Annotated in this window: 12 protein-coding genes and 1 tRNA gene; 9 read left to right on the forward strand and 4 right to left on the reverse strand. The window is 63.1% G+C overall.

The features are described from left to right. Window positions 1-187: 187 nt before the first annotated feature. Both rpoH and AC0L2L_RS13045 read right to left on the reverse strand, forming a co-directional pair. Window positions 188-1099, reverse strand: coding sequence for an RNA polymerase sigma factor RpoH (gene rpoH, locus AC0L2L_RS13040; RefSeq protein ID WP_027166609.1), 912 nt, complete (start codon window positions 1097-1099; stop codon window positions 188-190). Window positions 1100-1315: 216 nt separating this feature from the next. Further along, the gene (locus tag AC0L2L_RS13045; protein ID WP_473578891.1) at window positions 1316-2371 is read right to left on the reverse strand and encodes an RluA family pseudouridine synthase; all 1056 of its coding nucleotides are present in this window, start codon (window positions 2369-2371) and stop codon (window positions 1316-1318) included. Between the two features lie 26 nt (window positions 2372-2397). Between AC0L2L_RS13045 and AC0L2L_RS13050 the strand changes: the two genes are divergently transcribed. From AC0L2L_RS13050 to AC0L2L_RS13075, 6 genes are all read left to right on the forward strand, one after another. Further along, window positions 2398-2781: a fimbrial protein gene (locus AC0L2L_RS13050; protein WP_473578893.1), complete on the forward strand. Its 384-nt coding sequence runs from the start codon at window positions 2398-2400 to the stop codon at window positions 2779-2781. An 11-nt stretch (window positions 2782-2792) separates the two neighbouring features. After that, window positions 2793-3206, forward strand: a complete 414-nt coding sequence (locus AC0L2L_RS13055) for a VOC family protein (RefSeq protein WP_473578894.1) — start codon at window positions 2793-2795, stop codon at window positions 3204-3206. A gap of 86 nt (window positions 3207-3292) precedes the next feature. Next, window positions 3293-3367: transfer RNA gene (locus AC0L2L_RS13060), tRNA-Glu, on the forward strand. A 735-nt stretch (window positions 3368-4102) separates the two neighbouring features. Beyond that, window positions 4103-4684, forward strand: coding sequence for a VOC family protein (locus tag AC0L2L_RS13065; RefSeq protein ID WP_473578896.1), 582 nt, complete (start codon window positions 4103-4105; stop codon window positions 4682-4684). A 22-nt stretch (window positions 4685-4706) separates the two neighbouring features. Next, the gene (locus AC0L2L_RS13070) at window positions 4707-5570 is read left to right on the forward strand and encodes a glutathione S-transferase family protein (protein ID WP_473578897.1); all 864 of its coding nucleotides are present in this window, start codon (window positions 4707-4709) and stop codon (window positions 5568-5570) included. A gap of 273 nt (window positions 5571-5843) precedes the next feature. Beyond that, window positions 5844-6221 carry a hypothetical protein gene (locus AC0L2L_RS13075; RefSeq protein ID WP_473579205.1) on the forward strand — a complete coding sequence of 126 codons (378 nt, stop codon included), beginning with the start codon at window positions 5844-5846 and terminating at the stop codon, window positions 6219-6221. A gap of 169 nt (window positions 6222-6390) precedes the next feature. Here the strand turns inward: AC0L2L_RS13075 and AC0L2L_RS13080 are convergent, their stop codons facing one another. Then, window positions 6391-6612, reverse strand: coding sequence for a hypothetical protein (locus AC0L2L_RS13080; protein ID WP_473579206.1), 222 nt, complete (start codon window positions 6610-6612; stop codon window positions 6391-6393). Window positions 6613-6909: 297 nt separating this feature from the next. Between AC0L2L_RS13080 and AC0L2L_RS13085 the strand changes: the two genes are divergently transcribed. Then, complete coding sequence (locus AC0L2L_RS13085) at window positions 6910-7839, forward strand: DUF2865 domain-containing protein (protein ID WP_473578898.1); 930 nt, start codon at window positions 6910-6912, stop codon at window positions 7837-7839. A gap of 70 nt (window positions 7840-7909) precedes the next feature. On the opposite strand, the gene AC0L2L_RS13090 is transcribed toward AC0L2L_RS13085, so the two are convergent. Then, window positions 7910-8257, reverse strand: a complete 348-nt coding sequence (locus AC0L2L_RS13090) for a hypothetical protein (protein ID WP_473578900.1) — start codon at window positions 8255-8257, stop codon at window positions 7910-7912. A gap of 200 nt (window positions 8258-8457) precedes the next feature. On the opposite strand from AC0L2L_RS13090, the gene AC0L2L_RS13095 reads away from it, so the two are divergent. Both AC0L2L_RS13095 and pstS read left to right on the forward strand, forming a co-directional pair. Further along, window positions 8458-11820, forward strand: a complete 3363-nt coding sequence (locus AC0L2L_RS13095) for a response regulator (RefSeq protein ID WP_473578902.1) — start codon at window positions 8458-8460, stop codon at window positions 11818-11820. A 494-nt stretch (window positions 11821-12314) separates the two neighbouring features. Next, window positions 12315-13373 carry a phosphate ABC transporter substrate-binding protein PstS gene (gene pstS, locus AC0L2L_RS13100; RefSeq protein ID WP_473578904.1) on the forward strand — a complete coding sequence of 353 codons (1059 nt, stop codon included), beginning with the start codon at window positions 12315-12317 and terminating at the stop codon, window positions 13371-13373. Window positions 13374-13433 lie beyond the last annotated feature (60 nt).

Genomic DNA, 13433 nt, shown 5'->3' on the forward strand with positions numbered 1-13433 from the left:
CGGTCCTCCCGGCAAACGAGAAAACTGTCACCCATCTAATCAGTCCATTCTGTTACCTATCTATCCGGTTCGGACACCGGGCATTTCTCCCCGTATAGGGACGGGGAGAAAGGGCTGGTTCGCAGCTTTCGCCAAACAAAAAGGCGGCGCCGAAGCGCCGCCTTTTTCATTTTCTGCCTTGAGCTTGTTAAGCCGCCGGCTGCGCCTCGATGGTGCGCAGCGCCTGCATCTGGCGCTTGGCGGCGGCCTTGACCGCGTCCTGCACCTTCTCGAAGGCGCGCACCTCGATCTGGCGCACGCGCTCGCGGCTGATGTCAAACTCGGCCGACAGCTCTTCCAGCGTCAGCGGCTCGTCGGCCAGGCGGCGCGCCTCGAAGATGCGGCGCTCGCGGTCGTTGAGCACGGACAGAGCGCCCGACAGCATGGAGCGCCGGTTTTCCAGCTCGTCCTGCTCGATCAGCATCTCTTCCTGGCTCTCGTGGTCGTCGACCAGCCAGTCCTGCCATTCGCCGGACTCGCCTTCGCTCGCCCGGATCGGGGCGTTGAGTGAAGCGTCGCCCGACAGGCGGCGGTTCATCGACACCACTTCCGCCTCGGAAACGTTGAGGCGGGTGGCGATCTCGGCGATCTGGTCAGGCTTCAAGTCGCCATCGTCAAGCGCCTGGATTTTGCCCTTCACCTTGCGCAGGTTGAAGAACAGACGCTTCTGGTTGGCGGTGGTGCCCATCTTGACCAGGCTCCACGAGCGCAGGATGTATTCCTGGATCGAGGCCTTGATCCACCACATGGCATAGGTGGCAAGCCGGAAACCACGTTCCGGTTCGAATTTCTTCACGGCCTGCATGAGGCCGACATTGCCTTCCGAGATCACCTCGCCGATCGGCAGGCCGTAGCCGCGATAGCCCATGGCGATCTTGGCGACGAGCCGCAAATGGCTGGTGACGAGCTTGTGCGCAGCCGAAGTGTCCTCATGCTCGGCATAACGCTTGGCGAGCATGTACTCTTCCTGCGGCTGAAGCATCGGAAAGCGGCGGATTTCTTCCAGGTAACGGGCGAGACCGCCTTCACCGGAAACGATACTGGGTAATGATTGGGCCATGATAGCGCCCCCTCTCTCTTTGGAGTGGATGCCCCCGAAACGCGGCGGGCATACGCCGCAGATGCCAAAGGCTCATCCGCGACAACTTGTGTATATAGGAACAAAACCAGAAAAGACAGGCATTTGTTCAACGCTAAACAGTCTGTCACGCTAAAGTGAACAACGACGGTCAGGTTTTTTGATGGCTGGTTTGCAGCTTGTTCGTGGCGGGTCGGTTCAGAGTTTCCGGAAGCCGCCGACGAGTTCCTCCATGTCTTCCGGTATCGGCGCTTCGAACCTCATCGTTAGATGGGTGGCCGGGTGCCGGAATTCAAGGAGCCAGGCATGCAGGGCCTGCCGGGGAAAGGCGTTGACCACGGCTTTCAAGGGTTCGGGCAGCCGGTTGGCCTTGGTGCGAAAGGCCTGCCCGTAATCCGGGTCGCCGATCACGGGGTGGCCGATATGGGCCATGTGGACGCGGATCTGGTGGGTGCGGCCGGTCTCCAGCCGGCATTCGACAAGGCTTGCGGTGGCGAAAGCCTGCTGTGCTTCGCCGAAGCGCTCGACGACGCTGAAATGGGTGACGGCGTGGCGGGCGTCGTCGCGGCCCTGTGGAACGACGGCGCGGCGGACGCGGTCGGCGGCGCGGCCCAAGGCAGCATCGACGGTGCCGGTCGGCCGCTGCGGAATGCCCCAGACCAGCGCCAGGTAGGCGCGCTTCAGATCGCCGGTGCGGCCGTGGTCGGCAAAGGCTTCCGACAGCGCCTTGTGGGCGCGGTCGGTCTTGGCCACGACCATGACGCCGCTGGTTTCCTTGTCGAGCCGGTGCACGATGCCAGGCCGCCTGACGCCGCCGATGCCCGACAGGCTGTCGCCGCAATGATGGATCAGCGCGTTGACCAGCGTGCCGGTCCAGTTGCCGGCGCCGGGGTGGACGACCAGTCCCGCCGGCTTGTTGATGACGATCAGCTCGTCGTCCTCGTAAAGGACGTCGAGGGCAATGTCCTCGCCCTGCGGTTCGGCCGGCTCCGGTTCGGGCATGACGACCGAGACACGCTCGCCGGCCGCCATCTTGCGCTTGGCTTCCTCGACCGGCCTGCCGGCGATCGAGACCGCGCCCTGTTTGATCAGAGCCTTGACCCGGCTGCGCGACATGTCCGGGCCGAGTTGGGCCGCCAGCCACTGGTCAAGGCGCTGGCCGGCGGCGTCGGCGCTGGCTTGCAGCTCCACCGCTCCATCCCCGGTCGATTCATCCTCTATCAATATCGGGGTCTCTTCGTTATGAGCGCTCATCGAAACCCGCTGCGGATTGTTTAGCCATGGCCCGGCCGATCGCCGAAGAAGATGAGGAAAAGCCGCTCGACCCAGCGGCCGAAAACGTGCGCCGGAAGCTCGTTCGCTTCATGATCGTCAATCTCGGCCTTCTGTTCCTCGCCCTTATGGTGGTGATCGGGGCGCTTGTCTACAAAGCCCGCAACGCGCCGGTGGCCGGCTCGGCGCCTGCCGGTGATGTCCAGGCGCCCGCCGGCGCGCCGCTGTCGGGCGATATCGTGCTCCCCGTGGGCGCCAAGGTGGTCAGCCAGTCCTTGTCCGGCAACCGCCTGTCGATCGACGCCGAGCTTGCCGACGGCAATCGCTCGATCTTCGTTTACGACATCGCCGAGCGCCGCATCATCGGCCAGTTCCCAATCCGTAACAAATGAGACCGCACCAAATGGGCGGTTTGGCCGGACATCGCAGCATTGCCACCGTCGCGCTCGTCGTTGGCAATTATGACGAGGCGATTGCCTGGTATGTCGATCGGCTGGGTTTCGTCCTCACCGACGATGTCGATCTCGGCGGTGGCAAGCGCTGGGTAACTGTCGCGCCGCCAGACGGCAATGGCGCGCGGCTGCTGCTGGCGGAGGCATCGGGCGAAGAGCAGGCAAGCCGCATCGGCAACCAGACCGGCGGCCGGGTCTTTCTCTTCCTTGAGACCGACGATTTTTCCCGCGACCATCAGGCCATGCTCAGCAGGGGCGTCGAATTCCGCGAGACGCCGCGCCATGAGGCCTATGGCACGGTGGCCGTCTTCGCCGATCTCTACGGCAATCTTTGGGACCTGATCGAGCCGAAGCGGCAGGGCTGACCGGGGCGGTTCGGCAAAGCGTGCGAAGCGGCCGAAAGCCCAGTTGCTTTTTCGCAGCCGCCAGCCTATGTAGCCGGTTCTTGAGCGCGCCCATCGTCTAGCGGTCAGGACACCGCCCTCTCACGGCGGGAACAGGGGTTCGATTCCCCTTGGGCGTACCAAGCAATCTCAGGCGCTTCGCCTAAGCTCCCCGCCTCATCAAACAAATGTTCATACAGACACCTGTGCCGGTCGCGTTTGGCCGGCTTGATTGACGACACCGGCGAAAACCCGTGGGTTCGTATGCCACGAATGCCCCCAATTTAAGTCATCTCACGGCGCTTGAAAGCGCAACAATCTCTGTTACTTGCGGTGTGGGAGCCGCATCTGCGGCGGGCAGAGTTGGGATGACTTCAGTGAAGATTATTTGCCTGCGCTGCCATGGCGGCGGCAAGGTTTTCGATTGCTCCAGATGGAGTTCGTCGAAAGGGTATTGCTGCCCGCACGGGACGCATCAGACCGGCTGCCCGGGGAAGACCCATACGTGCACCGACTGTGGCGGCATGGGGATGCTTGGGGAAACGGAGATCAAGGCCGTCGCGTAGTCGTGGCTTCGGCCAGGACGCGATCAGGGTGGCTTTCGTGTCGCGATCGTGCCCGCACCGCTTGAAAAAGTCCTGCAATCTGTCGCGGCCAAGAGCCGATCACTGTCGTGCGCCGATGAGGCTCACCGCTTCTGGCGTAACATCCCGGATTGAATTAGCATCCTCTCATCAGCGCTCCGGCCGCAAACCAACACGATGTCGAGCGCGGGGAAGCGAAGCGGGTGGCGGTCGCGTGTCAAGCGCTGATCCAAGGGCGGCTGGGCATCTAAAACGCGCCAGCCGGCAAGGCGCAAATGCAGGCAGGAGGAACCGATGCGGAAGCTGCAGTCGCAAGGCGTTCATCACATCACGCTGGTCGGTGCCGGGCGCCAGACCTCGATCGACTTCTGGGAGGGCGTGCTCGGCATGCCTTTCATCTTCGAGCAGCCCAATCTCGACAAGGCGAGCGAAAGCCATCTCTATTTCGATCCGGGCGACGGGCGGCTGATCACGGTCTTCACCGACGAAAGCCGGAGCCCGGTCAAGCGGCGGACACCGACCGATATCGGCTGCGTCCACCACATCGCGTTCTCGGTGTCGCGGGTCACCTTCCTGCAGGCGGTCGCGCGGCTCGACGAGCGCGGCATCAAGCACAGCGGCGTCAAGGATCGCGGCTTCATGGACTCGATCTATTTCGAGGATCCGCTGGGACTGTTGATAGAGCTCGCTTCCTACCGCTTCGAGCCGCCGGCCGGCTTCACCCATGCCGACGTGCTGATGGAAGCGCACAAGATCCGCGTGGCGCGTAGCGACTACAATATCGCCGAAGCGCACCTTGCCGACGCCATCCAGGCGCTGGTGGAGCGGTCGCGCGAAACCCTGTCGGAAAACAGGGCGGCAAAAAATCCATACTAACCAGGTCGGAGGGAGGACCAAGATGGCAAAGACAGCAACGAAGAGCATGAAGAAACCCGCGGCCAAGGCCGCGGCAAAGCCCGCGGCGAAAGCGGCCGCGAAGGCGAAAGCCGCACCCAAAGTGACGGCAAAAGCCGCACCCAAAGCTACGGCAAAAGCCGCACCCAAGGCCAAAGCGAAGCCGGCCAAGAAGCCTGGCGTAAAACTCAGCATGCTGAGGCCAAGCGTCAACAACATGACGGTGCGGGTGTTCGCGCGCGCGGCCGGGCTCGATCCCGCGGAGACCGATGCCTGGGGCCATACGCGCTCGCCCGAGTTCCTCGCGCGCAATCCGGCGCATCTGACGCCGATGATCGAGGACAAGGGCCTGCCGCGCGGCGTGCTGTGGGAAAGCTGCGCCATCATGCAGTATCTCGCCAACAAGCATGGGCTGGAGAAGTTCTATCCGAAGGCGCCGGCCAAGCGGGCTATGGTGGACAGCGCCATGTTCTACCTCGTCGGCACGCTTTATCCCTATGTCGCCAGAGCCACCTACCCGGCGCTCGGCTTCCCGCAATATGCGGGCGAGGTCGGCCACAGCGATGCCCACCCGGAGAAGAAATCGGAAGCGCAGAAGGCCGCGATGGCCGCGATCGCCGAACCGCTCGAGGTGTTCCACTCTTTCTTCCGCGACGGCAAACCGTTCATCGGCGGCAACAACCCGTCGATCGCCGATATAAGGCTGGCGGCAACGCTCGAATTCCTGGCGGTCATCGACTACACGCTGCCCAGCTGGGCGAAGGAGTACATGGCGGCGCTGGAGAAGAAGCTCGGCAAGGCCTATGCGGAGCCGGCCGGCGACGTGCGCGGCTACATCGCGCATGTGAAATCGCAGGCCAGGGCGTAGCAGTTCCTTGGGGTTAAGGTTTCGTTAACCCAAGGCCTGTCTACTGGTCACAGTCCTCGCCGCGACCACGGATGTACTGGCGCCATGACGAGGCAAGGGGAAGGTCGGCTCCGTGCCGGCCTTTTGCTTTTTTGCGCCATCGCGCGGCAATCACGACAGTATGATTCCGCCGGCGCCGACCCCGGCGAATTCCTATTGTCATCCTCGAAAGCAGTCCTACCATTGTCTCTTAGGGGGTGCATGAACGCGACGAGGATCGCGATGACGAAGGCAATGAGATTTTCGGTGATCGCGGCTGCCTTGCTTTTGGCATCTTCTCCTGTCGGCGCGGCACAGCTCAACAGCATGAACGAGGTTGGCGCCGCCATACTGGCCTGCTGGACGCCGCCGGCCGATTCCGGGAACGCCTCGGTCACGCTCAGCTTCAGCTTCAAGCGCGACGGCACGCTGATCGGTCCGCCCAAACCAACTGCCATCAAGATCGGCGGCGATGACAAGGCGCGTCAGGTCTATGTCGACGCGGCGACGGCCGCCTTGCGCAATTGCCTGCCGCTCAGTTTCTCGCCGACGCTCGCGCAAGGAATGCCGGGAAAGGTCTTTACGCTTCAGTTCAATTCGCCAAAAGATAACGCAAAGCCAATTCAGCAATAAAGCGCGTCAGCGCTGAAACGGATTCAGGCGACGCGCTTTAAAGTCTTTGCTTTGATGCATGTCGTTGTCCCAGAACCGCTGCACACTTCTGGGCGACATGCATTAGAACTGGGCTGCTCGAATTGCCTTTGCGCAGTTCCAATCCAAAGGTCACCAAGCCCGGATCGCACTACGCCGCATTGCGCCGGCGCCGGGCGTTTGCGTGCTTTTCCAGTTCCGGCATCTCAAAGACATAGTCATTCCAGGCCGATTCCGGAATTTGTCCGGCCAGATAGCATTCCAGCAACAGATTTTGCTCAGCTGTCAAATGCCTCGGCGCCCGTTCGTGATCCAGCCCGAGCGAATGGATCAGGTTCCTGGTCAGGCCAGAGACGGTGAAGTGAATGGACATCTTCAGTCTCCTCTGCACTGCGCGGATCACATCAGAGTCAACAACATCCATGACGGCCAAAGGTTTCATCAGCGATCCGTGATCGCGCCGCGGGCCCGGTCAAGGCGGCCCTGAAAATGGTTTTTTCGACTACTGTCTCGATCTTGAGATGAAATGGTAATATTCGTTTCACCAGATTGAGCGTAACACTTAAATCGTATAGGAGAATTTGCGGTTAATCTTCCGGTTCATGAGTACTAACTCAATTAGCCGGCGTTGATTAAGTCAATCTCTTGTTTCGAGCAGGGGTGGCGCCCGATGGTGGCTTTACAGCTTCTTAAGATCACCCTCCTGGTGACCATGGTGACTTTGACGCTGACGCAGGTTTCTTATGCCGATCCTTGCTCGGCGTTGAGAAGCCAGATGCAGTCCGGCGGTCGTGGCGCGGTGAGCCCAGAGCTCGCGCAACTGCGGCGCCAGCTTGCCGCGATCCAGGGGGTGGAGAGGCAGCGCCGCTGCACCGCCGGCAGCGCCGTCGGCGGTTTCTTCAATGCCTGCGCGGATCTTGCCCGCAACCGCGCCGAAGTGATGCGCAAGATCGCCAGCATCGGCAATTCCCGCCGCGACTCCTCCGGATTGCAGGCGAGATACGTCGCCCTAGGCTGTCAAGCGGCAGCCAAGCGGCAGAAGACGCAACAGACGCCCCAGACCGAAGCTTCCGGTCCGGCCTATGGCGGGAACGCGATGCTGTTTTGCGTTCGCCTTTCGGACGGTTATTTCTTCCCTGCGCCGAACTCGCAATTCGCGCGGTCCGGCGACCTCAAGGATACGGCCGACCAGTGCCGCTACATCTGCGACGATCCCGGCGTTGATCTCTACACGCTCAGCGACCCGAGCCTCGAGACCGACCAGATGGTCGCCGTCGATACGCGCAAGCCCTATACCGAGCTCCCAACCGCCTTCCGCTATCGCGATGCGGCCGCGTTCAAGGCCTGCGACCTCAAGCGCTATTCCCAGCGTGTGGCCGAACTCAGGGCCCGCACGGTGACGCCGCGCAATATGGAAAACGCCATCATCCCCCTGCCGACAACAAGGCCCGACCTCGGCGCGGTCTCGGCCATTCCTTCGAGCGGCGCCGATGGTGGCGGAGCGAGCGAGGCCAGCGCGACAGCGCAGTCCGAAGCCGCCGTCGCGGTAAGCGCAAAGCCGGTACGTGTTGTTGGGCCTACCTTTTTCCCCGCGAATTAACCAGGCCACGTGCGGCCACTGCTTTCAAACGAACGCGTCCCTCCGGCACTGCCAGAGGGGCGACGCGAGATCATTCGCAGACGACGCGATAGCGCTTGCCGGTTTCACCGACGTTCCTGCATGTGAGGGGGCTCTGCCCGCTGGAAGACGTATCGGGCAGATCCTGGCCCAGGGATGGCGTCGTCGAAGAGGGCCTGGAATAGCGCCGGACAGCGGGGCTTGCCGGCGCGCTCGGCGGCAGAGGAAACAGGTCCGACGCGATCTGCCTCGACGCCGTCGTTCCCGGCGGCGCCCTATCCCAGACACGCCTGACGTCCATCCGGCTTGGAACGATCACCGTGCCGTCGTCGCTGCGCGCGCAACCGCTCGCTGCAAGCAGCGCCGGGCACAGGACGAAAGCCGCGATTCGACCAAACATTAGCAACACCTCAGGCATCTTATAATCCGTCATTGCCTTGTTCGCCAACCGGCGGATTACCGCAACCGCATTTGAGAATCCGCCTCCTCTCAACGAGACCCGCTTTGCCTGGTTGCAAATCATCATGGTTAGCGGATCGTTAATGCTTGTCGGGCACATTTCCGCCGGCGAACCGGCGCGGTTCGGCCCTGGGGGTGGCAATGGCGGATATGGACGGGACTGTCGGGTCGGACAGCGCGCGCGATTTCGACAAGGCGGATATGCGCGGCAACGGGGTCTCCCCCGGGGAGGGCCAGCATGTGGCCGGGGCTTCGGAGGCGCTCGCCAATCTCAGCCTGATGGTCGATTCGATGCCGATCGGCGTCATCGTTCTCGACGCGGAATTGCGGGCCGAGGTGATCAACCGGGCATTCTACGACTTCTGGAAGATCGATCCGCGGCGCGCTCCGGCCGGCAGTCGTTTTCGCGACCTCATGGAAGCCAGCCGCGACGCCGATCCCTATGGTACCGATGACACCGTCTGGCAGGGCCACATGGCGGAACGCGAGGCCGAGATCCGGTCCGGCGCCGCAGGCTCCAGGCAGTTGCCGCGCAATGACGGCCGCACGCTGATCGCCTCGCTGGCGCCGCTTCCCGGCGGCAAACGGCTGATCTCCTATGTCGACATCACCGACATGAAACAGCGCGAGACCGAAGCCGAGGATGCGCGCAGGAACCTCGCCACAGTGCTGGAGTCGCTGCCGGCCGGCGTCATCATCTACGACCGCGACGACCGCTTCGTCTTCGCCAACCGCAAGCTGCAGGATACGCTGCCCGCGCTGAAGCCAGCCTGGCAGCCGGGCCGCACGTTCCGCGAGGCGTTGGCGCTTGGCCATTCCGTCGGCTATTTCCGCTCGAGCGGCGACGCCGAGATCGACAGCCTTCATGGCGTCGACACCGAGCGCTGGCTTGACGCCATGCTCAGACGGTACCGTTTGCCGAACTCTTCCTACGAACGCCTCAACTCCGACGGGCGCTGGTACCAAGTCTATGACATGCGCACCGACGATGGCACGTTCATCGGCGTGCGCGTCGATATCACCGACATCAAGGTCCGCGAGAAGGCGTTGCGCGACTCCATGCGCCAGATCGACCTCTACCGGCACGTGATGGACGAGCTGCCTGTAGCCGCTTTCATCAAGGCCGACGATCTCAGCATAGAATTCGTCAACAAGGCCTGGTGCGCGCTGACCGGCCTGCCCAAGGAAGAGGTGATCGGGAAGACGGACCGGGTGCTTTTCGCCACGGACGAAGCTGACGGCTTCAGCAGCTACGACGCCGAAGTCGTGAGGACCGGCGCGGGACGCGAGGTAGAGGAAGCCGTCACCCATCGCGACGGCACGGTGCGGCAGCTGATGACGCGCAAGAGCCGGCTGGTGGCGACCGACGGCTCGGTGCATCTGGTCGGCTCCAGCACCGACATCACCGACGTCAAGGCGCGCGAGCAGGCGCTCCGGCAAAGCATGAGCGAGAACGAGGTGTTCCGCAGCCTCATCGACAATGTGCCGGTGTCGATCTACGCCAAGCGTTCGGACCTCAGGCAATTCTACGTCAACAAGGGCTGGTGCGATCTCACCGGCTTCAGCAAGGAAGAAGCGGTCGGCAAGACCGACGTCGAGATTTTCGGCCCGGACGGCGAAGCCTTCGTCGCCAGCGACCTTGCCGTGCTGCGCACCGGCGAGACGCAGGAGATCGAAGAGACGGTGACGATGCCGGACGGCAGCGTCAGGCACCAGTTCGCGCGCAAGGGCGCGATGATCGCCTCGGACGGCTCACTCTATCTCATCGGCTCCACCACCGACATCACCGAGCTCAAGCAGCGCGAGGCCGAGCTCAGCGAGGCGCGCCGGCGCGCCGTGCTCGCCGACCGGGCCAAATCGGAATTCCTCGCCAATATGAGCCACGAGATCCGTACGCCGATGAACGGGGTCCTTGGAATGGCGGAACTGCTGGCAAAGTCGGAGCTCGATCCGAAGCAGAAGACCTTCACCGACATCATCGTCAAATCCGGCAACGCGCTGCTCACCATCATCAACGACATCCTCGACTTCTCCAAGATCGATGCCGGCCAGCTGGTGCTCGACCCGGCGCCGTTCAATCTCGCCGAGGCGATCGAGGATGTGGCGACGCTGGTGTCGACACGCGCCAAGGAGAAGGACCTCGAGCTCATCGTGCGCGTCCAGCCGGGGCTCGACGGACAGTTCGTCGGCGATGTCGGCCGCGTCAGGCAGATCGTCACCAACCTGCTCGGCAACGCGGTGAAGTTCACCGACGAGGGCCATGTGCTGGTCGACGTAACGGGCGAGCGGGTTCCGGCGGGAACGAGGCTCACCATCTCCGTCACCGACACCGGCATCGGCATCCCGGAAGACAAGCTGAAGCTGGTGTTCGAGAAATTCAGCCAGGTCGACACCTCCTCGACCAGGCGGCACGAGGGCACCGGGCTTGGCCTTGCCATCACCTCGCGGCTGGTCGAAATGATGGGCGGCGAGATCGGCGTCGACAGCGCCGAGGGCAAGGGTTCGACATTCTGGTTCAGCGTCACGCTGGCCAGGGCCGAGCAGGGCGGGCAGCGCATCACGCCGGTCGACGTCACCGGCGCACGCGTGCTCATCGTCGACGACAATGCCGTCAACCGCTCGATCCTGAGCGAGCAGATGGCGTCGTGGACGTTCGATTCCTGCGCGGCCGAAAGCGGCGCCGAAGGGTTGAAGGTGCTGATTGCCGCCGCCGCCTATGGCGTGCCGGTCGATTGCGTCGTGCTCGACTATCAGATGCCCGGCATGACCGGCGCCGAGATGGCGCGCATCGTGCGCAACACGGCGGGTCTGGCGCACACGCCGATCATCATGCTGACCTCGGTCGACCAGTCGCTTGCCAACACCGCCTATCGCGACCTCGGCATCGATGCGCAACTGATCAAGCCGGCGCGCTCCTCGATCCTGCTGGAAACGCTCGTAGCGACCATCCAGCGCCATCGCCACAGCAGCACCGCCGCGCAGCCGCAACCGGCCGTCGGCACCGGCGCACAGCAAGCCGTGGCGGCACAGACGGCGGCGTCCGACCGCGCCATGCTGCAGCCACCGTCCGTGCGCGCGCGCCCACGCCCGGCCGATGCCGGGCGCGGGCTCGACATCCTCGTCGCCGAGGACAATGAGGTGAACCAGATGGTATTCACCCAGATCCTTGGCGAAACCAGCTATCGCTTCGAGATCGTCGGCAACGGCCGCAAGGCGCTCGATGCCTTCGGCAGGCTCAATCCGCGCATGATCCTGATGGACGTGTCGATGCCGGAAATGAACGGACTGGAGGCGACCGGCGCCATTCGCCGGCTTGAGGAGGACATGGGCACCCATGTGCCGATCGTCGGCGTCACCGCGCATGCGCTGAAGGGCGATCGCGAACGCTGCCTGGAGGCCGGCATGGACGACTACCTGCCGAAGCCGATCAGTCCGCGCGCGCTGCTCGAGAAGCTCGAACGCTGGCTGGGCACGGACGCCGACACCCGGCGCAACGCCGGGTAGCCGCGCCAAAGTCGCGGGCCAACGGGATGGGACGCTTACGCATGCGTATGGTGCGATCGCACCATACCAAAGCAAACGCCAAGCTCTGACAATCATGGCATCGATTCTGCCCTTCGGTTACGGGCGGGAGCGGCGACCGCCAACAAGAAACAGTGTCGACTCTACCCCAACGGACCCTGTTTTCGGCGATGAGCTAGGCCATGATCCGCTCTGGCATTCAGGCAACGCGCTCTCGTCCGGTTTTTATTTCCCGGCGGCCGTGATCCGGCTGCCGGGATATTTTTTGTTTCAAAAGCCAGACAAGTCGCTGATTCCGGCGGCAAACTGTGGCCGGTCCACCGAGGCCGCCGCGGACCCCTCCAAGCGTCCCCGTTCAGCCGTTACCGGGCTGACATGAAACTGTCATGCGACTGTAATAATCGAGGGCTATTGCCCTCACCGGGCGCCAATACAACGGGTGCCGAAAGACCATCTTCCGAACAGGAGCAGGCCACATGAGACATTTCATCCGCTCGGCGGCCGTTGCGATTGCAATGGCTGCGGCATCAACCCTTAGCATCTCCGCCGCGATGGCAGCCGACATTTCCGGCGCCGGCGCAACCTTCCCCTACCCGATCTACGCGAAGTGGGCCGACACCTACAAGAAGGAGACCGGCATCGGTCTCAACTATCAGTCGATCGGCTCCGGCGGCGGCATCAAGCAGATCAAGGCCAAGACCGTGACCTTCGGCGCTTCCGATGCGCCGCTGAAGGGCGAAGAGCTCGACTCCACCGGGCTCGCGCAGTTCCCGATGGTGATGGGTGGTATCGTTCCGGTCGTCAATCTCGAAGGTGTCAAGCCGGGCGAGCTGGTTCTCGACGGCCCGACGCTGGCCGATATCTTCCTCGGCAAGATCACGAGCTGGGATGACGCAGCGATCAAGAAGCTCAACCCCGACGTCAAGCTGCCTTCGCAGGCGATCGCGGTCGTTCACCGTTCCGACGGTTCGGGCACTACCTTCAACTTCACATACTATCTCGGCGATGTCAGCGCGGACTGGAAGGAAAAGGTCGGCGTCGACAAGGCAGTGGAATGGCCTGTCGGCATCGGTGCCAAGGGCAATGAGGGCGTTGCAAACAACGTTGCCCAGACCGGCGGTGCGATTGGGTATGTCGAGTATGCCTATGCCAAGCAGAACAAGCTGACCCACACCGATCTGGTGAACAAGGACGGGAAGAAGGTCGAGCCGACGGCGGCAGCGTTTTCGGCTGCGGCGGCCAACGCCGACTGGAACTCGCAGCCGGGCTACGGCGTGATCCTTGCCAACCAGCCGGGCGCCGAATCGTGGCCGATGACGGCGGCTACCTGGATTCTTGTCTACAAGAAGCCCGACGACGCGGCGGCCACGACCGAAGCGCTCAAGTTCTTCGCCTGGTCCTACGCCAAGGGCGACGAGCAGGCCGCTGGCCTGGACTACGTACCGATGCCCGACGCGGTCGTGAAGAGCGTCGAGGAAATGTGGGGCAAGGACATCGTCGATGCGAGCGGCAAGCCGCTCTACTCCGGCATGTAATTCCACGGAATAAGGGGGCGCCTCCCGGCGCCCTCTTGTCTGTTTCGAAATGCGAGGGGC

The organism is Mesorhizobium sp. WSM4832, from assembly GCF_055811115.1.

Bases quoted from the DNA above. Each gene is read 5' to 3' on its own strand.
- AC0L2L_RS13055 (WP_473578894.1), top strand. From the start codon at position 2,793: ATGGGCGGTTTGGCCGGACATCGCAGCATTGCCACCGTCGCGCTCGTC.
- AC0L2L_RS13070 (WP_473578897.1), top strand. From the start codon at position 4,707: ATGGCAAAGACAGCAACGAAGAGCATGAAGAAACCCGCGGCCAAGGCC.
- AC0L2L_RS13050 (WP_473578893.1), top strand. From the start codon at position 2,398: ATGGCCCGGCCGATCGCCGAAGAAGATGAGGAAAAGCCGCTCGACCCA.
- AC0L2L_RS13080 (WP_473579206.1), bottom strand. From the start codon at position 6,612: ATGTCCATTCACTTCACCGTCTCTGGCCTGACCAGGAACCTGATCCAT.
- AC0L2L_RS13075 (WP_473579205.1), top strand. From the start codon at position 5,844: ATGAGATTTTCGGTGATCGCGGCTGCCTTGCTTTTGGCATCTTCTCCT.
- pstS (WP_473578904.1), top strand. From the start codon at position 12,315: ATGAGACATTTCATCCGCTCGGCGGCCGTTGCGATTGCAATGGCTGCG.
- AC0L2L_RS13095 (WP_473578902.1), top strand. From the start codon at position 8,458: ATGGCGGATATGGACGGGACTGTCGGGTCGGACAGCGCGCGCGATTTC.
- AC0L2L_RS13085 (WP_473578898.1), top strand. From the start codon at position 6,910: ATGGTGGCTTTACAGCTTCTTAAGATCACCCTCCTGGTGACCATGGTG.
- AC0L2L_RS13090 (WP_473578900.1), bottom strand. From the start codon at position 8,257: ATGTTTGGTCGAATCGCGGCTTTCGTCCTGTGCCCGGCGCTGCTTGCA.
- AC0L2L_RS13045 (WP_473578891.1), bottom strand. From the start codon at position 2,371: ATGAGCGCTCATAACGAAGAGACCCCGATATTGATAGAGGATGAATCG.
- rpoH (WP_027166609.1), bottom strand. From the start codon at position 1,099: ATGGCCCAATCATTACCCAGTATCGTTTCCGGTGAAGGCGGTCTCGCC.
- AC0L2L_RS13065 (WP_473578896.1), top strand. From the start codon at position 4,103: ATGCGGAAGCTGCAGTCGCAAGGCGTTCATCACATCACGCTGGTCGGT.